The sequence below is a fragment of the Paenibacillus sp. JQZ6Y-1 genome (assembly GCF_040719145.1).
GTDB lineage: Bacteria > Bacillota > Bacilli > Paenibacillales > Paenibacillaceae > Saccharibacillus > Saccharibacillus kandeliae.
The window spans coordinates 366,527-390,410 of record NZ_JBFDUZ010000003.1 but is presented as its reverse complement, the minus strand read 5'-3'; the positions used below and the strand labels follow the sequence as shown (position 1 = coordinate 390,410).

At 46.2% G+C, this 23,884-nt stretch carries 22 protein-coding genes; 13 read left to right on the top strand and 9 right to left on the bottom strand.

Going from position 1 to position 23,884, the window contains the following annotated elements:
• The first annotated feature begins 35 nt into the window (after positions 1–35).
• The 5 genes from ABXR35_RS17975 to ABXR35_RS17955 all read left to right on the top strand — a co-directional run bounded on the left by ABXR35_RS17975 (position 36) and on the right by ABXR35_RS17955 (position 6,465).
• A complete protein-coding gene (locus ABXR35_RS17975; protein ID WP_367063404.1) occupies positions 36–1,796 on the top strand; it encodes a DNA/RNA helicase domain-containing protein in 1,761 nt (586 codons plus the stop codon).
• A 427-nt stretch (positions 1,797–2,223) separates the two neighbouring features.
• Positions 2,224–3,207, top strand: coding sequence for a tRNA dihydrouridine synthase (locus tag ABXR35_RS17970; protein WP_367063403.1), 984 nt, complete (start codon positions 2,224–2,226; stop codon positions 3,205–3,207).
• Positions 3,208–3,563: 356 nt separating this feature from the next.
• The gene (locus tag ABXR35_RS17965; RefSeq protein ID WP_367063402.1) at positions 3,564–4,124 is read left to right on the top strand and encodes a GNAT family N-acetyltransferase; all 561 of its coding nucleotides are present in this window, start codon (positions 3,564–3,566) and stop codon (positions 4,122–4,124) included.
• Positions 4,125–4,514: 390 nt separating this feature from the next.
• A complete protein-coding gene (locus tag ABXR35_RS17960) occupies positions 4,515–5,153 on the top strand; it encodes an endo-1,4-beta-xylanase XynA (protein WP_367063401.1) in 639 nt (212 codons plus the stop codon).
• A 337-nt stretch (positions 5,154–5,490) separates the two neighbouring features.
• Positions 5,491–6,465 carry a GH25 family lysozyme gene (locus tag ABXR35_RS17955; RefSeq protein WP_367063400.1) on the top strand — a complete coding sequence of 325 codons (975 nt, stop codon included), beginning with the start codon at positions 5,491–5,493 and terminating at the stop codon, positions 6,463–6,465.
• 205 nt (positions 6,466–6,670) lie between these two features.
• On the opposite strand, the gene ABXR35_RS17950 is transcribed toward ABXR35_RS17955, so the two are convergent.
• The 4 genes from ABXR35_RS17950 to ABXR35_RS17935 form a co-directional block, all read right to left on the bottom strand.
• Positions 6,671–6,868: a YqaE/Pmp3 family membrane protein gene (locus ABXR35_RS17950; protein ID WP_367063399.1), complete on the bottom strand. Its 198-nt coding sequence runs from the start codon at positions 6,866–6,868 to the stop codon at positions 6,671–6,673.
• Positions 6,869–6,909: 41 nt separating this feature from the next.
• The gene (locus tag ABXR35_RS17945; protein WP_367063398.1) at positions 6,910–7,662 is read right to left on the bottom strand and encodes a class I SAM-dependent methyltransferase; all 753 of its coding nucleotides are present in this window, start codon (positions 7,660–7,662) and stop codon (positions 6,910–6,912) included.
• A 282-nt stretch (positions 7,663–7,944) separates the two neighbouring features.
• Positions 7,945–9,198 (bottom strand): MFS transporter, encoded by a 1,254-nt coding sequence (locus tag ABXR35_RS17940; RefSeq protein ID WP_367063397.1) that lies wholly within the window; start codon positions 9,196–9,198, stop codon positions 7,945–7,947.
• Positions 9,199–9,404: 206 nt separating this feature from the next.
• Positions 9,405–10,436: an ROK family protein gene (locus ABXR35_RS17935; protein WP_367063396.1), complete on the bottom strand. Its 1,032-nt coding sequence runs from the start codon at positions 10,434–10,436 to the stop codon at positions 9,405–9,407.
• Positions 10,437–10,882: 446 nt separating this feature from the next.
• On the opposite strand from ABXR35_RS17935, the gene ABXR35_RS17930 reads away from it, so the two are divergent.
• From ABXR35_RS17930 to ABXR35_RS17905, 6 genes are all read left to right on the top strand, one after another.
• Complete coding sequence (locus ABXR35_RS17930) at positions 10,883–11,077, top strand: PspC domain-containing protein (protein WP_367063395.1); 195 nt, start codon at positions 10,883–10,885, stop codon at positions 11,075–11,077.
• A 533-nt stretch (positions 11,078–11,610) separates the two neighbouring features.
• Positions 11,611–13,131, top strand: a complete 1,521-nt coding sequence (gene nikA, locus ABXR35_RS17925; RefSeq protein WP_436669387.1) for a nickel ABC transporter substrate-binding protein — start codon at positions 11,611–11,613, stop codon at positions 13,129–13,131.
• On the top strand, positions 13,131–14,078 hold the full coding sequence (gene nikB, locus ABXR35_RS17920) for a nickel ABC transporter permease (protein ID WP_367063394.1): 948 nt from the start codon (positions 13,131–13,133) through the stop codon (positions 14,076–14,078). The genes nikA and nikB overlap by 1 nt, the downstream gene beginning before the upstream one ends.
• A gap of 89 nt (positions 14,079–14,167) precedes the next feature.
• A complete protein-coding gene (gene nikC, locus ABXR35_RS17915) occupies positions 14,168–14,959 on the top strand; it encodes a nickel transporter permease (protein WP_367063510.1) in 792 nt (263 codons plus the stop codon).
• A gap of 2 nt (positions 14,960–14,961) precedes the next feature.
• Complete coding sequence (locus ABXR35_RS17910; protein ID WP_367063393.1) at positions 14,962–15,768, top strand: ATP-binding cassette domain-containing protein; 807 nt, start codon at positions 14,962–14,964, stop codon at positions 15,766–15,768.
• Complete coding sequence (locus ABXR35_RS17905; protein ID WP_367063392.1) at positions 15,765–16,571, top strand: ABC transporter ATP-binding protein; 807 nt, start codon at positions 15,765–15,767, stop codon at positions 16,569–16,571. Before ABXR35_RS17910 ends, ABXR35_RS17905 begins: the two co-directional genes overlap by 4 nt.
• A gap of 157 nt (positions 16,572–16,728) precedes the next feature.
• Here the strand turns inward: ABXR35_RS17905 and ABXR35_RS17900 are convergent, their stop codons facing one another.
• Together ABXR35_RS17900 and ABXR35_RS17895 are read right to left on the bottom strand one after the other, a co-directional pair.
• The gene (locus ABXR35_RS17900; RefSeq protein WP_367063391.1) at positions 16,729–17,310 is read right to left on the bottom strand and encodes a helix-turn-helix domain-containing protein; all 582 of its coding nucleotides are present in this window, start codon (positions 17,308–17,310) and stop codon (positions 16,729–16,731) included.
• 130 nt (positions 17,311–17,440) lie between these two features.
• Positions 17,441–18,439, bottom strand: coding sequence for a hypothetical protein (locus ABXR35_RS17895; protein ID WP_367063390.1), 999 nt, complete (start codon positions 18,437–18,439; stop codon positions 17,441–17,443).
• Positions 18,440–18,716: 277 nt separating this feature from the next.
• Here ABXR35_RS17895 and ABXR35_RS17890 point away from each other — a divergent pair, with 277 nt between their 5' ends.
• Complete coding sequence (locus ABXR35_RS17890) at positions 18,717–19,448, top strand: AzlC family ABC transporter permease (RefSeq protein ID WP_367063389.1); 732 nt, start codon at positions 18,717–18,719, stop codon at positions 19,446–19,448.
• On the top strand, positions 19,445–19,768 hold the full coding sequence (locus ABXR35_RS17885) for an AzlD domain-containing protein (RefSeq protein ID WP_367063388.1): 324 nt from the start codon (positions 19,445–19,447) through the stop codon (positions 19,766–19,768). The genes ABXR35_RS17890 and ABXR35_RS17885 overlap by 4 nt, the downstream gene beginning before the upstream one ends.
• A 220-nt stretch (positions 19,769–19,988) precedes the next feature.
• On the opposite strand, the gene ABXR35_RS17880 is transcribed toward ABXR35_RS17885, so the two are convergent.
• The 3 genes from ABXR35_RS17880 to ABXR35_RS17870 all read right to left on the bottom strand — a co-directional run bounded on the left by ABXR35_RS17880 (position 19,989) and on the right by ABXR35_RS17870 (position 23,598).
• Entirely contained in the window at positions 19,989–20,696 is a 708-nt protein-coding gene (locus tag ABXR35_RS17880; protein WP_367063387.1) for a Na-translocating system protein MpsC family protein, read from the bottom strand.
• A 368-nt stretch (positions 20,697–21,064) separates the two neighbouring features.
• On the bottom strand, positions 21,065–22,639 hold the full coding sequence (locus ABXR35_RS17875) for a pectate lyase family protein (protein WP_367063386.1): 1,575 nt from the start codon (positions 22,637–22,639) through the stop codon (positions 21,065–21,067).
• A gap of 584 nt (positions 22,640–23,223) precedes the next feature.
• On the bottom strand, positions 23,224–23,598 hold the full coding sequence (locus tag ABXR35_RS17870; RefSeq protein WP_367063385.1) for a YtxH domain-containing protein: 375 nt from the start codon (positions 23,596–23,598) through the stop codon (positions 23,224–23,226).
• Between the last annotated feature and the right edge of the window lie 286 nt (positions 23,599–23,884).

Here is a 23,884-nt window from a genome sequence, read left to right as displayed (position 1 = left end):
TATTAAATATAACCAAGACCAAGTGGCTCACTACAATGCAAGATAACTACACCTCTATGATGGGCGAAGTCCCAAGTAAGGAGCAAGTTGATGCGTGGGACGATTGTTATATCAAAAGCCTGCCTTTCTTTCAATTATGTTTGAAATATGATTGTATTATTATTTTTGAGTATCAGCTTCCTAGAGAAGGCGGAAGAAGACCCGACGTTCTCTTGCTGTCAGGCAACCGATTGTTTGTATTAGAGTATAAGATGAAAAGTGGTATTACGCGAGCAGATGTAGATCAGGTATCCTCATATGCACGAGATTTGAAGCATTATCATAGTGCTTCTCATGAATTAGAGGTAATTCCTTATCTTGTGCCTACAAAAGTGAGTGGGAAACATCGGAAGTATGACAATGTTATTGTTTGCACGCCTGATAAACTCGCAGAGCTTATTGAACCACATCTTTCTGTCCATAAAGAAATTAAATTAGAGGATTGGCTTGCAGGTGAATATCTACCTTTACCAACCTTGGTAAGTGCTGCTCAAACTATATATCATAATCAGGACTTACCATACATACGCAAAGCAAATAGCGTAGGGATTCCTGAAGCGGTAACTACTTTGATGGACATTACTACATATGCAATGCGAACAGGAAAAAGGTTACTAGCTTTAGTAACGGGTGTACCTGGAGCAGGAAAAACGTTATTAGGCCTAGATTTTGTTCATAAAACTTACAATGGCAAAGATTGCCGTTCTGTATTTTTATCAGGAAATGGACCTTTAGTTGAAGTATTACAGCATGCTCTTCAAAATAAAACCTTTGTTAGTTCGCTTAGAAGTTATATTAAAGAATATGCAATTCATAAACGGAGTGTACCTATAGAGCATATTATCGTGTTTGACGAGGCACAACGATTATGGGATAAAAATCAGGTGCTTGAGAAACACAATATAAATAAGTCTGAAGCTGACCTGATTGTAGAGATTGCTGAGAGCATACCGGATTGGTCTGTAATGCTTGGTCTTGTTGGCGAGGGTCAAGAGATACATAACGGTGAAGAAGCAGGCATCACTCAGTGGAAAGATGCTATTGAGGCAGGAAATAAAGAGTGGTTAGTCATTTGTCCACCAAAGCTTGAACCTGTTTTTAAGGATATCTGCGAAGTGATAACTTCTGAAAAGCTAGATTTAAATGTATCACTTCGTTCGCATTTGGCAGATGATGTTTCAAAATTTGTGGCTAGCCTGCTTGATCGGAAAATCTCAGAAGCAAAACACTTTAGTGAAATAGTACGCAAGCAAGGATTCAAGATGTATGTTACGAGAGAACTTATCCGCGCTAAAAACTATTGTCAAAAAAGATATGAGAATACTAATATCAAAAGATATGGTCTTGTTTGCTCCTCAAAATCTTTTATTTTACCAAGGTTTGGGATTGATAATTCGTATCAGACTACAAAATCATTAAAACTAGGTCAATGGTATAATGAGCCTTCCGGGAGCAAGTATTCTTGTTGTCAGCTTAATAAGGTCGTTACCGAGTTTTCCTGTCAGGGATTGGAGCTTGATATGCCAATCGTATGTTGGGGAGAGGATCTTTTATGGGATCATGATGATTGGAAACAATTTAAAGGGAAATCTAGATGCAAAGATCCACATCAAATACGTTTGAATAGTTATAGAGTTCTTTTGACAAGAGGTCGAGATGGATTCATCGTTTATATTCCCAACGACAAAACTTTGGATAAGACGTATGAGTTACTGCTACATGTTGGGTTAGAAAAATTACATCCTAGTTCCGAATAAAATGATAGTAAATGTATGAAAGCAATCAAGGAGTCTGTAGAAGCATGAGCTATTACTAGTGAAAATCTCGATGAATGAAAGATTTACCCCTGTTGTATACATACCATGCTAAGAAGGAAAGCAAGATTGAGTATGGTATACCTTACAGATTGAGCAGAATTGATCCGAGAATATAAATAAATTAGTGAAGAGAGTTAAATTAACTCTCTTTTTTTGTTGTACAATCTAGTATAATAGTTGAGTTCAGTAAAGTTACTGTTGATCTACTCATGTCTACTACAGTGCGATTTTCGCTATATAAGGCGATACAATGTTCACTGAATCTAAGTGAAAACTTTTGAATTACAATTATCATATACGTCTAATAACTATCCATACACACAGGATAAAGACTCACAGCTATATGCAAAACGAAAGGGTTTTTAACATGACAGACAATTTTTGGCGTGATTTACCGAAGCCTTTTTTTATACTGGCACCGATGGAGGATGTGACGGATGTAGTGTTTCGTCATGTGGTGAGTGCGGCGGCTAGACCGGATGTGTTTTTTACGGAGTTTGCGAATACGGAGAGTTATTGTCACCCGGAGGGACACCATAGTGTACGCGGGCGGCTGATGTTCACTGAGGATGAGCAGCCGATGGTGGCTCATATTTGGGGCGACAAGCCGGAGTATTTCCGCCAGATGAGCATTGGCATGGCGGAGCAGGGCTTCAAAGGCATCGACATCAATATGGGTTGTCCCGTTCCGAATGTTGCTGAGAATGGCAAGGGGAGCGGGCTGATCTGCCGTCCTGCATTAGCTGGTGAAATCGTGCAGGCTGCCAAAGCTGGCGGGCTGCCGGTCAGTGTGAAGACGCGGCTTGGTTTTAGTGAAGTGGACGAATGGCGGGACTGGCTGACGCATATTTTGCAGCAGGATATTGCGAATCTGTCGATTCATTTGCGGACGCGAGATGAGATGAGCAAGGTGCCTGCGCACTGGGAGCTGATTCCCGAGATTAAGAAGCTGCGGGATGAAATTGCACCGCAGACGTTGCTGACCATTAACGGCGATATTGCGGATCGGGCGGCAGGGTTGAAGCTGGTGGAGCAGTACGGTGTAGATGGCGTGATGATCGGGCGGGGGATTTTCAGTAATCCGTTTGCTTTTGAAATGGAGCCGCAGGAGCATGGTAGCGAGGAATTGCTGGATTTGCTGCGACTGCATATGGATCTGCATGATAAGTATTCGGCGATTGAACCGCGTTCGTTTAAGCCATTGCCACGGTTTTTCAAGATTTATGTGCGTGGGTTCCGCGGGGCAAGTGAACTGCGGAATGAGTTGATGAGCGCTCGTTCGACGGATGAAGTGCGGGCAATGTTGGATGATTTTAAGGCGAAGACGATGGAAGTTGTGGAAGAACGTTAAAAGCTTCAGAAAAAGATATCGTTTCTAAATGAATATGAACTTTCTAGATACTCACACCACACATTTTGTTGGTTGATAAAAAAGAGACACAGATCATGCTGTGTCTCTTTTTGCTTTTAATTCACTCTATGTCGAAATGGGGAATTCCCATATGTACAACGATTTTTACCATTCTAACGCGTAATTAAATCCAGTTGGAATTCCTCAACTAACAACCACCTACCTATATGTAAACTCAGACACCACTTTGACTTTTACATCAACCAAGCGGGATAATAAAACAAAAGAATCTACACCATTCGCTATGCAAATCAGACCCACCTACATACTCTATACGCGAGAAAGGGATCCATAACATGCAACCTATCGAAACGGATCGTTTGATTTTGAGGAACTTTATAACCGCAGATGCGCCGGGATTGTTTGAGTATACGTCTGACCCGCGGGTGAACTGCTTTTTGGAAGGGAAAATGGATACGCTGGAGGACGCGGTGGCGGAAGTGCAGAAGCGCACCAACGATGATGCTCATTTGGCAGTGAGTTTGAAGGAAAATGATGCGCTGATCGGGGAACTTTTTATGATGCAGGAGGAGAAGGAGTCGGATACGTTCAGCATCGGGTGGAATTTCAATGCTCGTTATGAAGGCAAGGGGCTGGCGCGTGAAAGTGCAGAAGCGCTGCTGCATTATCTGTTTACTGAAAAGGATGCGCGCCGATTGTATGCCTATGTCGAGGATGATAACTTCCGTTCGCAAAAGCTATGCGAGAAGCTTGGTATGCGGCAGGAAGGCTGTATGATGGAGTTTATATCGTTTACGAAGTATGCAGATGGTACACCGAAATATGAGAATACGTTTTTGTATGCGGTATTGAAAAGGGAATGGTTGCAACGGACGGAACATCAGGAAAATCGCTAAATGAATAGGTGCAATCAAGCAAACACATCTGCGGTGCAGGTGTGTTTTTTGTATTGGTACTAAGTAGGTGATCCTCTTCAATCTGAAATGGAAGCGTATACATTTGCTAAGAAATTAACGGTAAACACCTTTAATTTATAAATTGTGATGATTTCTGGTCCATACTATAATTTGAATCAGGAGGTGAGGAATAATTTACCAATTTTGAACATCTTAAATTTCATATTGCAATAAAAGGAATCACTATGCTAAGCTGAACCGACATAGCTAGGTTCAGCTCTGATGGTACCAAACGAAATCATACGGGGTATAGACGATGTCGTAGGGATATTGTAAGTTGATTGCCGATTGGATCTGTTATTCATTCTAATTCCTTCAGGGAGGTATACCATGTTCAAATTCAAAAAGAAATTGTTCACAACACTGCTTGCTGTTACGATGACTTCCAGTATGTTTGCCGCTACATCTAGCGCTGCGACAGACTACTGGCAAAACTGGACAGATGGCGGCGGTACGGTTAACGCAGTGAACGGTAGCGGCGGCAACTACAGTGTAAACTGGCAAAACACAGGTAACTTTGTCGTTGGGAAAGGCTGGACTGTCGGTTCAACAAACCGTGTAATCAACTACAATGCAGGTTCCTTTGCACCGCAGGGCAATGGCTATCTGACTTTGTACGGATGGACGCAAAATTCGCTGATCGAGTATTATGTTGTCGATAGCTGGGGTACGTACCGTCCAACAGGTACATATAAAGGGACGGTAACGAGTGATGGCGGAACGTACGACATTTACACAACGATGCGTTACAACGCACCTTCGATCGAAGGCAACAGCTCCACATTCGTTCAATATTGGAGTGTTCGTCAAACGAAGCGTCCAACGGGCAGCAATGCTACCATCACATTCAGCAACCACGTGAAAGCATGGGCAAGCCACGGTATGAACCTAGGCAGCAAAATGTCCTATCAAGTGCTGGCAACAGAAGGCTACCAAAGCAGTGGTAGCTCTAACGTAACAGTATGGTAATCTGATTCAAAAAGGCTTACGTTACTGTCGATCATTTCGGCAAGTGACGTAAGCCTTTTATTGTTTGCTAATGCTTTTTTATATTTGATTAGCAACATCTGCAATACATATAATATTTCATTCAATTTCGCTTATCTTATACATGCTTATCCGAATATCAAAAACGTTTCACTTCCTTTATATGGAATATACATAGGCGAGAGTGAATCATGTCATCAGCGCATACCATAAGCGAATACAATGAATAATCTGATCATCAGCCAGCCGCAACCATCTGCAAAATATACAAGTAAATAGTCATCCTCACCACTTCAACCATTGAAGGGAGTAATGTTCCATGCAAGCAGGGCAGAGTAGCAATGCGCAGGGAATTGATGTGAGCCATTATCAAGGGGCGATTGATTGGCATAAGGTGAAGGCGGCAGGCAAGGTGTTTGTGTTTGTCAAAGCGAGTCAAGGCGCCAATTCTCAAGATGAGACGTTCAGCAGCAATGTACAAGGTGCACGCGCTGCAGGTTTGCTGGTGGGAGCGTATCATTTTCTAACAGCAACCTCCGTGGCAGCAGCTCAGGCGGAGGCAGCGCATTTTATTAGCGTTGTGCAATCGGTAGGCTCATTGGCATTACCATTCGTGATGGATTACGAGAACAATCCGTCCAATGTAGATCGGGCGACAATCAATGAAGTTGCGCTGGCTTTTTTACAACATGTAGAACGGCTTAGTGGACGCAAGCCGCTTGTCTATACGGGGAATGCGTTTGGGCAGAATTTTGATGCTGCGCTAGGCACATACGATCTATGGATCGCCCGATACAGTAATGGGATGTCACCAGAGGATACGACAGCATGGAAGCAATGGACGTTTTGGCAGTATAGTGATGCGGGGCAGGTAGATGGAATTAGCGGAACGGTTGATCTGAATCAATTCCATGGTGGGTTAGAGCTGCTTCAGCAGTATGCTGCTGGACATACAGAAGTTAAGTCATCTGATGGTACAAACTCCCAACCCGCTCCTACCACTCAACCGGCACCGACGATGGTAAGCTATATTCATAATGGGCGAACGGTACATGCCGCTGGGCTGTTAATCGACAACATGGACTATGTTCCATTACGCGAATTGCAATCGGTATTTGGATTTGCAATTGGTTTTGATTCTGCCACCAAAACGGCAACGGTGGATGGGCATTCCTTACAGGATGGGCGTCTGATCGGCGATACAACCTATGTGCAGGCGGCTTCGCTCGTCAACGCATTTCATGGCAATCTAGTTTGGGATAACGCGGGCAAAAGTCTGACGATTCGTTCCTGATTGGGCGTACGTAATACACCATTCATTTTGCAAGGAGAGTATGATCTGTCGCACTAGAATATAAAATATAAAAGGCTCACGTTACGGTCGATGAAAATGACCTGTAGCGTAAGCCTTTTACATATGCTCTATAGAATACGGTCTACCGTTGAATACGATCTATGTTGCTTACAGCTACGAAGCGCTGACTGCTATATCCTATCCGTTACCGATAACGTCCAGCTTCTTCCAGCATTTTGCGATTGCGCTTCTCGTTCTCTGTCTGACTGATCACAATAAACGCGTGCACAACGCCCGGCAGCCAAACGATGAGGGTGAGGATAAGGTTCAGAATTGCTTTACCCGGTTTGCCACAGAACAGTACGGCAACCGGCGGCAGAAAGATTGCCAGAATGTACAGCATATCGGTCACTCCATTCGTATAAGAAGTAGTTTACTCTATATTTATACCAACTTGGCGATGATCATAAACCGCGCGGCTGTAGTGAAAATGCCTTTCTCGGTCGTATGGGTTTCGATAAAATGATGCAATGTACGCCAATCGCTCTCATGCTGTCCAAAGCCGGGAATGATCGGCGTATGCTTGAGCAGGAAAATCAGGTCTTCGGCTGACTGGTAATATTCGCGTACTTCTGATTCGACGATCTCTACATTCCGAAATCCCGCTTGCTCCAATTGCTGCATATATTGACGCTGCAATGTACCATGCGGCACATCGTAAGCCTGTCCGCGTTCAAAAGCCTGCTTGAGATTCCATTTATCCTTTTCAGCTACCTGCTGGGTGAGCAGATAGCCACCGGGACGCAGCACTCTCGCAGTTTCATGCACCTGAAAGGGAGCATGACGACAGGAGATTATATCGAAAAAGTCATTCGGAAATTGCAGCTCGTTGGCATCCATTTCTAGCAAGCGTACATGATTAGCATCCGCAGCCTGTTGATTACGCCGCGCTGTCTGGATCATGGCAGCCGATTGATCAATGCCGACGAGCAAGGCTGCGCTCGATGTCAGATGCAGCAAGGCTTCTGCGCCGCCAGTACCAATATCCAGCAATACATGATGCGGTTGCAGCAAGTCTTGTACGTGATGATAGAGATCTACCGATGTGCCTTCGCTGATACAGCGAATGGAATCAAAGTTCCAGCCGTTGGTTTTGCCGACCTGTTCATAAAATGCCTGATAGTCTTGTTCGTTCATAAAGGGTTCCGCCTTTCCAAATTGAGAGGAATAAGCAGCGGAAGAGATGAAGTTCTTGTCATTCCGTTGGTCGTGATGATGCAGCAGATGAAGCCAGAGGACAGACGTATCCCATGGCAGCTGGTACGCGTTTTGATCCAGCCCGACAGCTACATACCTCGAACCCTACGAAATAACATGCAGTGCACCTCCAGCAATTGGAATAGTATCCATGATACATCATCTAGAACAGAGAAGAACAGGTATATCTTTTATGTATCCAGCGAATGAATAGGCTGCTTATCAAATCAGTTCCTGTTTACGTTTTAAATACACATATAGTACAATCCCCGATACTGCACAGACAGCTGCGCATAAGCCGATAAATCCATAGCCCGCCTGCAATCCGCGGAGCAGTCCAATCGTGCTATCTGCACCATACATCTTTTTTACACCTTCGATAATCCAGCCAATGACATAGTTCCCAATGACACTGCCGATTCCCATCATAGTCACGACAAATGTAATTGCGGTATCGCTGCCAGTCGGATAGCGACGAGCGATAAATGCCATCACGGTCGGGTAAATGATCGCAATCCCAGCGCCAGATAAGGCGAATAGAAATGCTAGTGACTCACCGCCGCTCAGTGCACCAAAGGTACAAATCGCCGAGAATGCTGAGAAAATGATCAGTGACAGCACAAAGCCAATACGGTCGGTCAGCGGACCAAGCAGCAGTCGACCGAGTGAGAAGACGAGGAAGAAGGAGGATAGCAGCCCTGATGCTTTGACCGTATCCCAAGCGTATGCTTTCTCCAAAAAGTTAACCAACCAGCCACCGACTGCCAATTCCGAGACTACGCCAGAGGACAGAATCATTACCATCATCCATAGTGCTGGATCGCGCAGCAGCATATTTAGCGAGATTCGATCTTCATGCGGTAGATCGTCGCCGGGAAATGTACTGCGCAGCGCAGTCAGAATGGGCAGCAGGCAAAGCGCCAGCATCACCAGATACATGCCACGCCAGTCTAGCTCATGTCCGAATAGCGTTAGCGACATCACTCCTGTAGCGAGTAGTGGCGCGACGGTTGAGCTAAGCCCATAAAAGAAGTGCGACAGATTCATCATCATGCCTGTGTTTTTGACGAAGATGCGCGCACCTAGAATTGCTAGTGCGATCTCTAGCATACCATTACCAATATACATAAAGAAATACGATGCTGAGAATAAGGGATATGTATGCGACAGGAAAATAAACACGCCCGACAGCACCATAGAGCCAAACGCAAGAATGCTGACGATTTTGATGCCCCATTTGCGGACAAGAATGGCAGTGAAGGAGCAAGCGATCAGATAGCCAAGCGCATTGAGTGATAACAGAGTTCCCAGCTGCTGTTCATTGAGGTTGAAATCGAACTGAATGCGCGGAATGGCAGGTCCTTTGATATTTTCCGAAATGCCGAACACGATAAAGCCGAGGAAGATAGTGACCAGTTGCATAATGTAAATAGTATTGAGCTTGCGCTTTGGTGTGTCTGTTTGTAAATTTGCCATGATAAGCAAGGTCCTCCTGATGGTGGATGATCAATTTTGTGAATAAAGTGTTGATGTATGTAGTGCAGTAGGCTTGGGACATCTACACTTTTATAGTGACTGGTGTGACTGGTGTGACTGGTGTGACTGGTGTGACTGGTGTGACTGGTGTGACTGGTACTGGTAACAGGATTGGCAGCAGGAATATGTAGCTGTTATCCTGTTGGTTAGCGGCGCTCGATTAACTGAATATGATACGTGAGACGCTCTAATGTGGCGGTGATTAGACCGCTCAGATACTCAGCGCGAGTGTCGTTTTGAATGAGTAGCGTTGGCATATGCTCGTCTGGAATGATGGCACGGCAGCCTGCATCCAGTTCGGACAGCATCTCAGTGGTGATAGAGTCGCCGGTAATGACGATCTGCACTGGGTTAATAATAGCGATAATGGATATGAGCGACTGTATAATCAGTCCGCGAGCTTGGTCAGGAGATTGCAGCATCTCCAACTGTTGCTCACGGCTAACACCATAAGGCAAATAGGAAATCTCGCCGCTAAAATAGCTGTTGCCGTTCATCGGCTGACCGTTCACGATAAAGCCAGCACCCGGATAATGATGGCGCGGGAAAGTAACAATCGCAAAATTACGATCCTGTTCCAGCTGCAACTGCTGATACAGCCCGTATACAGTCAGATTCATATCGTTTTCTAGCAAAATCTCTACACCCTCATATCGCTCCTTCCACAGACGCGCGAGTGGCTGATCTGCTAGCTGTGGCACATCACAGATGCCGATCTGATCGCCCCGTGCAACGCCCGGAATACCAATGCCAATCGCACGAACATGCGTATATGTGTCCATCAACCCATCCAACAGCTGCTCCATCATAGGAACATCAATCTGCTGCACAGGATGGATCGTATGCTCCATCAGCTCGCCGTTCAGATTAGCAACGGCGCACGTGATCGTATGTACTCCACCTTCGGTGCGTACGATCATACAGATCATACACGCATAATTGGCGTTAAAACGATAACGGTTCGCAGGACGACCGCCGCTCGATTCATCAGTGCCGAGGTCAATAATCTCACCGGTTTGCACCAGTTCATTCAAAATTGTGCCACAGGTGGCGACGCTCAAACCGGTTAAGCGGGCGATGGACGCTTTGGTGCCAGTATCGTGAGTGCGCAGAGTTTGCTTGACTAGCTCGGTATTTATTTTTTTGACATGCTGGGTGCTATGAGTCGGTAGATTCATGGAAAAAAACTCCTTGCTAACGATAGATTTACTTTTGATAATACTTTTAATAAGTGTATTCTAAGCGTCATGTCTTGAAAAAGCAAGAGTCGTCTCTCGAAAACAAAATAGCAGTAGCATAGGAAAATGGAAGAATCATGGCGACATAAGGTGTGCTGGTCCAGCTTCGTCCCCGACCAAAGTCCAAACTCAAAAACAGTCGTTGGACGGTTTGAAGGGCGTGTATAGTCAAGTAACATAAAAGCAAGACGAAACAAAAAGGAATGGAACAGGAAAAAAGAAAATCAATCAGCTACAACGAATGCACTGACATCACCTGATTGCCATCGTGTCCTGATGGTGCAATCCTCAACAACTAGAGCGTGAACATACAATCAACGGCGATAACGCCGGAGCCAAACGATAATCGTATTTTGTATACGTACATTATGAAAAGGAGATTGAAAATGATGAGAAAATTATACCGTTCGAACCACAATAAGATTACGACAGGTCTGATCGGCGGCTTGGCACAAATGTGGAATATGGATGCAAGTCTGCTGCGGATTCTGTTTATTATCAGTATTTTCGTAACAAGTGGAGCCAGCCTGCTGATCTATCTAATCGCTGCTTGCTTTGTACCGAAAGAGTATCATTACTAAGAATATGCTGGAAGCTGCATATTCCGAGCGTATGAAGAATTATGCAGATGACAGATGATAGGATTGTAAAAACGCTAGTTTAGTCTCTGCGCAGCTAGTTTGCAGCAGGTTGAAAAAGAAAACATATTTGATATATACCCATCAACATATGAACAACCGGTATTCTGTCTTTAATGATAGAATACCGGTTTTTTGCTTGTCAAATCGTAATCGTTACGATAAGATGTAAATCGTAAACTTTACTAATAAATGAATGAATAACGATATACGGCTGCTCAGCAGCTATACATATGGGGGAGAGATTCGATCACATGAACAAGCCAATTGATACACATACAGCTAGAGGCAGGCAACAAGAGGACATAACATATAGAATGGAGACACAGACCGAAGCAGTTCCATCTGTTTGGTCTTTCATACAGGGCGGCTTAACATTTGGTGCAAGCGGGTCAAACAGACCAAGTAGACCAAGCACGTTAAACAGAGCGAGTAGATTAAGCAGATTAAGCGAGTACAAGGGGAAAAGAAAGTGTATTCCTCTGCTGTCTATCGCTCTTGTACTCCTTTTTGTACTAAGTGCTTGCTCGCCATCTTCGCCACGTGCAGATGGGCAGGAGCAGGGTAAGCATGTGCATTTTTTATACAATTTCTCTACGCAGTCGCTTGATCCGCATGTCGATTCCAGTTATGTACCGATTCGTGCGGGCATTGCCGAGACGCTGGTACGGCTGGATGAGGATCAGCTGACGGTGGCACCGTGGCTGGCGGAGAGCTGGGAAGGCGAGGATGGACAATATTGGAAAATTCATCTGCGCGATGATGTCACGTTCCAGAATGGAAAGCCGATGACTGGTGAGGCAGTCAAAGCCTCGCTGGAACGCGCTACGACCGAGAATATCGGCGTTCAACATGCGCTGAAAATCCAAAGTATAGAAGCGGACGGCAATACGTTGAATATTATGACGACGGAGCCGTTTCCCGAATTTGTATCCGAATTGGTTAATCCAAACACGTCGATCATTGATGTGAGCGAGAGTGATATCGTCAACAAGCCGATTGGTACAGGACCATTTACGCTGACTTCATTCACACCGGGCAGTAAGCTGGAATTGGAAACATATGCAGACTATTGGGATGGTGCGTCGCCGCTGGACGGAGTAACCTTTTCCTTTAACGAAGATGCCAATGCACGTTCGTTGGCGCTGAAATCTGGGCAGGTGGATATTGTATACCGTCCAGAAGTGGAAAGTCTGGAAACACTGGATGCACAGGATGGCATCAAGGTAGAATCCACATCGACATTTCGTGTGCATCAGATGACGATGAATATGGAGCGTCCGGCATTGCAGAATGTGCATGTACGCCGTGCGGTAGATGCGCTAATTGATCGCAAGGAGATTGTGGATAGCATCTTGCTAGGATACGGTGAACCGGCGGTTGGACCATTTCTGCCATCGCTGCCCTTTGCGCCGACCTATGAACCATCGCCTTCTGGGGAACAGGCAGCCGTGGAAGAATTGAAACAGGCGGGCTATACGCTGCAAAATGGTGTAATGCAAAAGGATGGTCAGCCGCTAACAATGACGCTACTGACCTACTCTGCCCGCGCCGATCTGCCGCTTATTGCGCAGGTGTTCCAATCGGATGCCGGACGAATCGGCATTCAGGTGGAGATTCGCCAGATTGATACACCCGAAGAGTATATGGCATCCAATCGCGACTGGGATCTGGCAACCTACAGCAATTTGACCGCACCGCGCGGGGATGCAGGCTATTATCTGAACGCGACGTATCATCCAACCGGAGCGCTGAATTTTAGTGGTGCGCACGACAAGCAGCTGACGGCGATTATTGACAAGCTCAATCGGACCGTGAAGCCGGAGGATCGGGCAGTACTGGCAGAGCAAGCGGCGGATTATGTGCATGACAATGTGATCAATTCCTTTGTCCTGCATCCGGCAACGATTGTGGCATATAACGAAAACAAGGTAAAACACTGGGTTACGACGCGCAGTGAATATTATATGATCACCAACCAACTGGATGTGATGTAATGCTTTCGATTATTGTGCGGAAGCTGATCGAGACGATAGGCTTTGTCCTGTTGATTACGTTGATTAGCTTTCTGTTTATACGGTTGGCGCCGGGCGATCCGGTGCTGACCATTTTGAATGTGGAGGAGTTATCTGTCAGCCGTGAGCAGGTAGAAGCGCTCAAGGAAGAGATGGGCTTCAATCAACCGGTATTGGTGCAGTATGGCATGTGGCTGGCGGATTTTGTCCGTTTGGACTTTGGACAGTCATATGTAACCGGACAACCAGTCATGCAGATGATCATGTCTGGACTACCAGCAACGTTGGAATTGACGATGGGCGCTCTGCTGGTCATGCTGCTGGTGGCGCTGCCGCTCGGTTCGCTGTCAGCATTATATCGCGGTAGCTGGATCGACCATCTGAGTCGCCTGCTGTCCATTGTTGGAGCAGCGGTGCCTAGCTTTTGGCTGGGCTTGATCTTAATTGATCTGATTGGTGTGCGACTCGGCTGGCTACCGACGATGGGGCGCGATGGCTGGATTTCACTTATCCTGCCTTCCTTGACACTGGGACTGGCGATTTCTAGCGTGTATGTGCGTTTGCTGCGTTCCAGTCTGCTGGATTCGCTCAGTCAAGAGTTTGTGCGAGCGGCGCGGGCGCGTGGGTATTCAGAATGGCGCATTTTCCGTGTTCATGTGCTGCGTCACAGTCTGCCGCCAGTTATTACTGTATTTGGCGTGAGTCTGGGGAGTCTGATTGGCGGTGTTATCGTCATTGAAGTGCTATTTGCATATCCGGGCATTGGCAAGCTGATCGTAGATTCAATCCGGCAACGCGATTATCCGCTCATTCAAGGCTATATTTTGATTATGGCGCTGATTGTCTTTGTGGTGAATACGGCAGTCGATCTGTCCTATCGGTATTTGAATCCAGAAATGAGATGGAAGGAAAGGAATGCAGGCACATGAGCAAAATGACAACTGAACCCTTCCTTTCCCTGCCTCGCTTTAAACGGGTATTCCGGCGTCATCATATGCAGGGCGGCGTGCTAGTAGGGATGATGATACTCATCGTTACAGCGTGTGCGTATACCTTTCTGTATTTACAGCATGATCCGCTGCTGACGAATCTAGGTCAGCGATTGCAGGGCATGAGCTGGCAGCATCCGCTAGGCACGGATCATCTAGGGCGCGATGTGCTGACACGTCTGCTGCTTGGCGGTCAGCAGACGCTTGGCTTTAGTGCGCTGGCATTGGGTGCGGCGCTATTGCTGGGCATTCCGTTTGGGCTGATTGCCGGGTATCGGCGTGGCTGGGTAGATCGGATCTTTATGCGTATTGCCGACGGCTTTCTAGCGTTTCCTGATACGATTGTGGCGATTGTGCTGAGTGGACTGCTGGGTGCGGGGATCGGTAATCTGGTACTGGCAATTGTATTGGTTAAATGGGTGAATTATGCACGGCTGGTGCGCAGCGTGGTACTGAGTGAAGCGCAAAAAGAATATGTGCTCATCGCGCGCACCAACGGTTTGTCGGATAGAACGATCATGCGTAGACATTTGCTGCCGCACATCATCGGTCATGTGCTGGTGATGGCAAGTCTGGACTTGGGGAAAATTATTTTGCTTATCTCGTCGTTTTCCTACATCGGGCTTGGTACACAGCCGCCGACGCCAGAATGGGGAGCGATGTTGAACGATTCGCGTCCGTATTTTCAATCGATGCCGGAGCTGATGGTGTACCCCGGAGTGGCGATTGTACTCACTGTATTGCTAGCGAATATGCTGGGCGACTGGCTACGCGACCGTTTTGATGTGAAAAAGGAAAATCTCAATCGGGAGGTGACGTGACCATGTTGGCATTGCATGAAGTGAGTATCTTTAATCGTCAGCACATGCTGGTGGATCACGTCTCGCTCTCGCTGCGTGCAGGCGAATGGCTCGCCTTAGTTGGTCAGAGCGGTAGCGGCAAAAGCTTGCTGTCACAGGGCATTGGGCAGATGCTGCCTAGCCCTCTACGTATGAGCGGGAGTGTGCTGTTTCAGGGTCAAGAGCTGACTCGGCTGTCGCCATCGAAGCTTCGCCATCTACGAGGAAGACAGATGGCGTATGCGTTTCAGGATTATCAGGGTTCGTTTACGCCGTTTCTACGGATTGGGCAGCATTTGGATGAATATCAGCGGGTACATGGCGAGAAGTCGCGTTCGGTACGGCGACGTAAAGGGATCGAAGCATTGGAATCGGTCGGATTGGACGGCAATCTGTATGAACGGTATCCGTTTCAGCTAAGCGGCGGGCAGTTGCAGCGCGCGGCTATCGCGCTTGCGCTGCTGTTGTCACCGTCGCTGCTTATTGCCGACGAAGTGACGACTGCGCTGGACAGTGTGTCTGGTCATCGGATTCTGGAGCTGCTGCGGGACAAGCAGCGGGAAACGGGCTGCGGCATTCTGTTTATCACCCACGATTGGCGACATGTACGTCGATATGCCGACCGCCTCGCAGTGATGAAGGATGGAAAAATCGTCGAAGCTGGTCATAAGCATCGCGTGCTGGATCATCCACAGCATGAATATACTCGGCAGCTTATCGCTGCTGCGCCTATGCTGGAACGACCGGGACATGTGCTAACATCTGGTTTGGAAGGAGCAGAGCCATCATGACACTGCTGAAAGTAAGGGGATTGTGCAAATCGTACCAACACCCACGTCCGTTGTTGTTAGATAGGGAGAAAGAACAATCGCAGTCATCGCATGCAGCTGTAAATCAGGTTTCATTTGATCTGAATCAGGGCGAGTGTCTAGGGTTGGTAGGCGAAAGCGGATGTGGCAAAAGCACGCTGGCGCGCTGTCTCATGCGCATTGAACGCATCGACAGCGGACAGATTATATGGAATGGACAATCACTGGAAATGCTGAGTGAACGACAGCTATATCCCTTCCGTCGTCGCATGCAGATTGTATTCCAAAATCCAATGGCTGCGCTGAATCCAAAGCTGAAAATCCGCGATTCGTTGCTTGATCCATACAAGCAGTATCAAGATGAGATAGTATTGCAGCATTTTACTGCCGGATCAAGCAAGCAACTGGTGAACGAATTGCTGGAAGCAGTGGAGTTGCCGATGGAGCTTGCCAATCGGTATCCACATGAACTGAGCGGTGGACAGCGGCAGCGAGTGACGATTGCACGGGCAATCAGTATTGAACCGGAGTTGATCATATTGGATGAGCCGACGGCAAGTCTGGATGTGATCTCACAAGGGGCGGTGTTGAAGCTATTGACGCAGCTGCGAACACAGTTGAATCTATCGTATCTATTCATTTCGCATGATCTGGCAGCTGTGAGTCGAATGAGTCAGCGGCTGATGGTGATGAAGGATGGGCGTATGGTGGATACCTTTGAGCAACAGCAGTTATTTGCCGATGATCGGCATGACTACACGCGGGAATTGATCTCTATTTTTTGATGGGGAATATGGGGTATGGGGACGGCATGACCTTGAAATGCGGCAATATGGAATAACAAAAGGGCAGAACAGATACACGATAACAAGTGTCTGTTCTGCCTCTTTTGCTATATCCGTGATAACGTAGAGATGAGCACGTACAAGACAAGCGCCCAATTTACAATTGATGCGAACCATCTTCAGGATAATACATAACCATGAAATAGCTAGCTTTTTGATCTGAATAGTTGAAGTAGCCATGCGGGATTGTACCGGAAAATTGCAGTGCATCTCCCTCTGAGACTTCATACTGTGCGCCATTCAGATTCACAGTGATCGTACCTTCCTTCATGATTAAATATTCCTCACCCGGATGCATTTTGAGCGGCTCGGTTTCGAGTGGATGGGAACAGCCGGGTAGCAGATCAACGACGTAGATCTCGAATTTCTTTTCTGGATGATAAGCGAAGAACGGATAAACTAGATACTTGTCATCGCTATCGGTGATCAGATTCAGATCCTTGATATTCAGCTTGCGAATCGGCTGTTCTTCTTCTTTGAGAAAGGTAGTAAACGACACTTGCAGACCGTTGGCGATCTTCCACAGTGTCGTAACCGTCGGATTGGATTTTTGGTTTTCAATCTGTGCCAGCATTGCCTTACTAACACCAGTCAGCTCGGAGGTCTGCTCTAGGGTGAGATTACGACTTTTGCGCAGTTTGACAAGGTTGCGGGCGACGGTATGTTGAATGGCTTCCATAGGTAAGCTCCTTTAACGTTCATAATGTATGAGTAAACCCTATTTAGGATCTTGAATGTGTGTATTCGGTGTTGAATCACTATTGCGATTGAAGATGCACGCCTAATCATAGTGATGATGGTAGCGAATATCATTGGGATTGAACAGCGAGTAGAGCTTGTTGGAAAATACGCTGTTTTAACTCTGGTGTTAATGTATATTCAGTATGACTCAGTGCACTAGGGTTGATGTCGAGATCATGCCCTTGTTTCTGAAGTTGATCGATGACAGAGGAAAATGACTGTAACGGATTAGAATAATTCCTGAGCAGGAGTGCTGCCAATTCATCCCATATCTCATTTGGTTCGCGTTCCTTTATTTGCAAGCAATCTCCTGTGACTGCGAGCTGAGAATGATAATTATGGGTAAAACGCGACACATCCCAACCCGCCCAGCTGGTTTGCACTTTGGCAAGAAAACCGGGCATCGTTTCCGCATGCCAAAAAGATAGCTTGCGTGCAGAAATATCAATATACATACCCATAGAAGGGAATTCATCGTTAACCTCGATCTCTTGCCAACTCAGTGTAGTTTGACCGAATGCTGGATTTAGATTCTGTATTAAGGCTTCACCTTGCAGCAAATAACAGCCCAGATCCGTATCTAATAAAAAGAGCAACGTTTCCCCATTAGGGAGTTGTATACCAGCCACTCCTGAAAGAAAAGATACATTTACAGGACCAAATAGTTTGTTTGTTGGAGCAGAAGATTCAGCAAGTACGGTTTCCACTGGTACACCGACGTATTGCGCTAGATCGGCAATGCCTTCCTCTGCCCAAGCGATGCTCCACCCTTGCCAAGGAATAGCCATCAATCTTATAAAATAATTCCGTAACTGTATATCATACAATATATCTTCACCACCAAAAAAAAGAACATGTTGGCGATCTATATCCATCACTACGCCACCCTCTGCCCAAATATCATTCATCCAGTCATTCGGTGTCACATGCTCCTGAAGCTCAATAAACTTCCGTGTGTGAACAGGTCCCCAGAATATGTCTTGAGGCATTGTATTGGCACACCAATGATTATAATACAGTTGATACTGACCGTTGTGTACGATAACGAGATTGGCACGTTGTCCCATAAGATCACCATTCTTTCTTGAAATGAGAACTGAGTCATGGAGCTTTCTAGTAGTCATCAATTGTCAAACTGTGAATAGAGAAACGGTATGTAAACAATGAGAAGCTAAAATAGATAGAATAATTTCCGAAGTTTAATATAACAGACTATTGTATGCTATATGGAATATATGTATACTATATTAAACTTTAGTCCATTGTAGCATATTCGCGGCTTGCGAAGGGATACAGCATTTGATGTTTATATCGTTTTGAAATGAAAGGTAGGGAGAGGATTAGGTGTTACATGGTCAAGCGGAAATCATACAAGACAGAGCAGCGGGGGAGCCTACCTTTCTAGAAGGAGTGCGAGACTGTATTCCGACACTGCTCGGCTATATCAGCATCGGACTGGCAGCGGGCATTGTGGGGGCGGCTTCGCATCTGAGTGTGCTGGAAGTGGCGTTGATGTCGATTCTGGTGTATGCGGGAGCATCACAGTTTATTATTTGTGCTTTGCTGGCGGTGCATACACCTGCGTCGGCGATTATTTTGACGGCGTTTATTGTGAATTTGCGGCACTTTCTGCTGAGTACGACGCTGGCACCGCAGTTTACCCGATATTCGCTATGGAACAATCTAAGCATCGGGCTACTAGTAACAGATGAGTCGTTTGGTGTAGCGGCGGGACGGATTGCAGAGGGGCGTCCGCTGAATGATCGCTGGATGCACGGGTTGAATATTACCGCCTATATCGTCTGGATTATTTCATGTACGATTGGCGCATTGTTTGGCAACTGGATCGCAGACCCTGAGATGTTTGGGCTGGATTATGCACTCACTGCGATGTTTATCGCGCTGCTGGTGCTACAACTGGGTAGCATTCTACCGCAAAAGCTAAATCATATTCTGCGCCTGATTCTATATATGGTGATTGCGATGATTGTCTTATCGTTATTCCTGTCGACGCAGCTGGCGGTAATTGTATCGACGGTGATTGTGGCGACGATTGGGGTGGTGACGGAGCGATGAGTGTACAATGGAGTGTATTGCTCGTTATTATTGGCTGCGCGCTGGTGACGATGCTGCCGCGAGTGATTCCATTTCTGGTGGTGCGCAACATGGTATTGCCGAATGCCGTGATGAAATGGCTATCGTATATTCCGGTGTGTATTTTAACAGCATTGATTGTGGAAAGTGCGCTGGACAAGCAGGATCATACACTACAAGTGGATTGGCATGCGGTCATTGTATTGGTGCCGACACTGCTGATTGCGTTGAAAACGAAAAGCCTATCGATTACTGTGATCGCTGGTGTAGTACTGATGGCAGGTGTACGATACTTGCTATGATGGTGCATCGAAGGTGTTCACTATGAAAATGGACGGGCTACTAGTGACATACGATTTGGACGGCACATTCAGCGTTATCGTTGCTGGTCACATGGAACACCAAAGCAGCCATCCGTTCCGTATGCACAACCAAACACAAACAACCTGTATCATCTCGCCATTACGAAGACGGGATAATACAGGTTGTTTGTGCTGCAAATCCAATAGAATATAGTAATAATCAAGCTTTGGCTTTCTTCGGCTTGCCATTCTCTTCAAACGTCAGCACGAGCAGGCTGTGGTCATTCTCAAAGTCCCAATCTAGAAACGCGCTATCCAGCTTTTTGCCTAAAATATCTTCCACTGGTAATTCTTCAATAAAGCGATCCAGTTCCAGCTCACGCTTGGAAACGCGCAGCGCGTTATTGAAGCCTTTTTTGATAATGCGTTTTTCTAGACTAATCAGCAACCCTTTACGGATAATGCACAAAATGGATGGATTCATCCAGAACGATTCAATATCTGTCGGTGTTTTTTGCACATCTTTGGTAATTTGACTGACTTTGATATGCAGATCTGCTTTACCCGAATATAAATCCTCATTGATATGATCTGGTTCTAGATTGAATGCACATACAATCGAAGCACAGTTTGTTTCTTCTTTCCAATCGATAAAATGATTGACAATGGTGCTTCCAGTGGCTTGCTCAATCTTCTTTTTAATCGCAGGGAAAACAAACTGATCCAGCAAAATATACACATGCGTATAACGCTCATCCAAATCTTCCGGCATTCGACTATCACTGGAATCGGTTAGATCGTTCAGGAATATGACGATACAGTGTTCATTCGCATGAATATCAATAGAACTGGGAGACTTGCCGAATTGGCTCTGACCCAGTAATTCAAGTTGTTGCGTAACGGCTTCCAAGTTGGCGGTATGCGGCACGGCAGCTTCTCCTTTGCAATGTGAAAATATAGTTGCTTAATATTAACCAGAAGTAGCTGGAATATAATCGTTGTTAAATGATTTAGCAGGAGAAACTCGTCGATTTTTTACAACGTTTGTCCGATACGTGCAGGTTTTTAGCGAGAAATGGAAGCGAATGGTGATTATAACCATACCGAGTCAAATGAGAAAAAGCAGACTGCGTAGGAAAGCGTGCAGCCTGCTTTATAGAGGATATTCTACATTACGTTGTGCATGACAAGAAAGGATAGAGGAAAGGACGCACTAGCGAAGGTGAATACTTCGCCCCTATTCAACAACAGAGCGACAAGGGCATAGCGCCCGTTTGCGTCTATTCATCCTCTTCATTAATACGAAGTGAGCAGCCAGTTTGTTTTCGTCCAAGACAGCTTGCCAGAGCCTGCGCCGTCGGATGCCTTCAAACGGCTCACCAATGTGGAAGGATCATCCGCCTGATACGTGTAAGGCAGCGTCGTAAAGCCGTTCCAAGAGAAGGATAATGCCGCAGCCGGATAAGGAGCAAGTGGGCTGCCTGCTGTATCGCTGTCTCCACGGAAGGTAGTGCCATTGGCAGTGTAGATGGTGTCTACTGCACGGATTTTGCCAGTATATTTGGCATCATCTGGATCGGTTTGGTTGTTGCGAATAGGAGAAGCAACACCGATAATATTGGATTTCTCCACCAGTACCGCACCGCCCTCTGTAGAGATCGCACCATTGCTCGTTACAGTAAAGTGGTAGCCTTTGGATGCAATCGCTTTTTCCATTGCGGCGGTGATTTTACTCTTGGCGTTGACCAGACCGCTTGCATCCATCACGATATTGTACACATGCGCATTACCAGCGCGCAGGCGCGGCATACGATCCTGTGAATCTTGGTAATAGTTATGATGCAGCGTTACTTCCAGATCCGCATTGTCGGAAGCGAATTCCGTTGCACCGACTAGATGCGTCTTCTTCTGCCCACTGGCGATAGCGATAATGTCTGCCTGACTCAAGCCGACGGCGCTGCTACGCAGATAGTTGTACATCGGGTAGGAGGCTTTGTCCGCTTCCATTGCTTTTACCTGTTGAGTGACCCAACTGTTGGAACTACCATCGTCGCCACGGAAGTACGACCATGAGATGGTGACACCGCTGCTGCCTTTTTTCACATCGACGATGCCATCATACGCTTTGTTAAACGTACAGTGGTCGATCCAAGCTTTGTTCGTTTGCTCCAGCGTCAGATAATCCCAGTCGTTTTTATCATAATCGCCTTTGCTCGCTTCATCCCATTCCCACAGTTCGTCAAATTCGAGATTGCGAATGATCAGATTGGAGCTGCGTTTCACAGTAATGCCCACATGCTTGATCTTAGATCCATTCGCGGAGAAAATAGTCAGTCCATCGAACCCATCAATTGTCAGCTTGCTGACACCTGTTTTCTTCAGCACGGGATGAGTAAGCGGCGTATTATGAGCAGCGAATGGAGAGGTTTGCGCTGCGGCAGGCAGCTCGCTCCAGCCTAGATTGAGATCATTCATAATCTCGATTATCTTCACGCCGGAGCCTTTTTTCAATGCTTGCGACAGATCGGTCGCATTGTAGACTTTTTTGTAGCGAGAATCGGTTTCGGCAATGTTGCCACCACCTGTATTTCCGGTCGAGAATCCAGTCAAATGATAAGCGCTGTATGTAGTTGCCTGCGCAGCAGCCAGTGTACCAGCACTGGGCGCAACACTCTCGCTTCCCGGCTCGACCACGGCATCGGAAGGGGCAGCTTGTAGCAATGGCTGCAAAATGTTAACGTTTGCAAAATGAGAGTACGTAAGGGAGGACGAAGATGCAGCAGCCGTTTGCCCGACAATAGATAGTCCACCCAATAGCAGGGCGCCACTAAGTAGCCAAGCTGTTCCTTTTTTGAAGCCTTTGTTCTTCATGCGTGAATCTCTCCTTTGGATACAATTTGTAAGTGCTTACAATTAATAAAGAAATAAAAGTAAAAATAGACTACATTTACAAATTATCATGCGATCTCCTACGTAGGTATAGGTTGGAAGTACCAAAACCAAGCGTAAAAAATGACATATTAACGAACTGAATAGCACAATACCGAAGGTTCAGCATGAAATTGATATGACATGTAAGGAAAGGGAAACGGGGAGCGATAGCACGATGCCCCATCCTATATGATAAATTATTAGCAAAACAATAAAGAGGCGAGTGCTTAGGTACATACCAATACAGTCAAGTATGGTTTCAGGCATGGTTCAAAAGGCGATGACGCGACATAAAATTGATGCTAAAGTCAGGTAGCAAAAAAGTAGGGAATTCGCGCAAAAGAGCGAATCTGTAAGCATACGTTATTCAAGCAATATTTTATTGCCTAACAGATCATAGAATCCGCGAAACGTCCATACCGTTGCCGTTTGCACCACTTTGCTCTCCATACAAAAATGCAGCCCATTCACCGGCATTATACCAGAAAATGGGCTGCATTCTACACGCTCGATATGGCTATGTTTTACAATGCTGCGGAGTTGTTTGCGCCGCCTTCAGGCAGGGAAGTCGTGGACGAAGGTCCTTTCAGCTTGTTGACCTCACCAGTCAATTCTGTTTTGGCACCGACGATCATGTCTTTCCATTCTTGCACTACGCTGATCGCTTCTTTCACAACTGGCGTAATTTCTTTGGCAAGCTGGATCAGCTCTTCTGTGTTGGATTTCACTTCCTGACCTTTGACTTTCAGCGTCGTGGTCAGATTAGAAGCGGACGAGCTTGCGCCCGATTTCAGACTTTCACGCATATCTTCACCGGATTTGGGAGTGAACAGCAGAGCTGCACCCACACCTACCAGTGCACCCGCAACAATACCGAATACAAGATTTTTCTGTTCCATCGTTATCATCTCTCCGTTCATTCAAAGAATAGGCTGTAGCTTATGTTTGAATCGCTGTCTAAGTTGTATTACCCACGATTGACGACAACGCCTACGTAAAACGAAAACCATTTGCATAAAAGTAGGTCATATACCGATACAATACCGCTATACCCGTATCGTCGCAATCTGGGAATCTCGCTTTATTAGCATATCACAGCTAGCTAGCAGGTAAGCAACTGTACAGAGACTAAACAAATGTAGCTCTTGTATCGGAATCTTGGTTATATGGATGCCGGAGCATGCT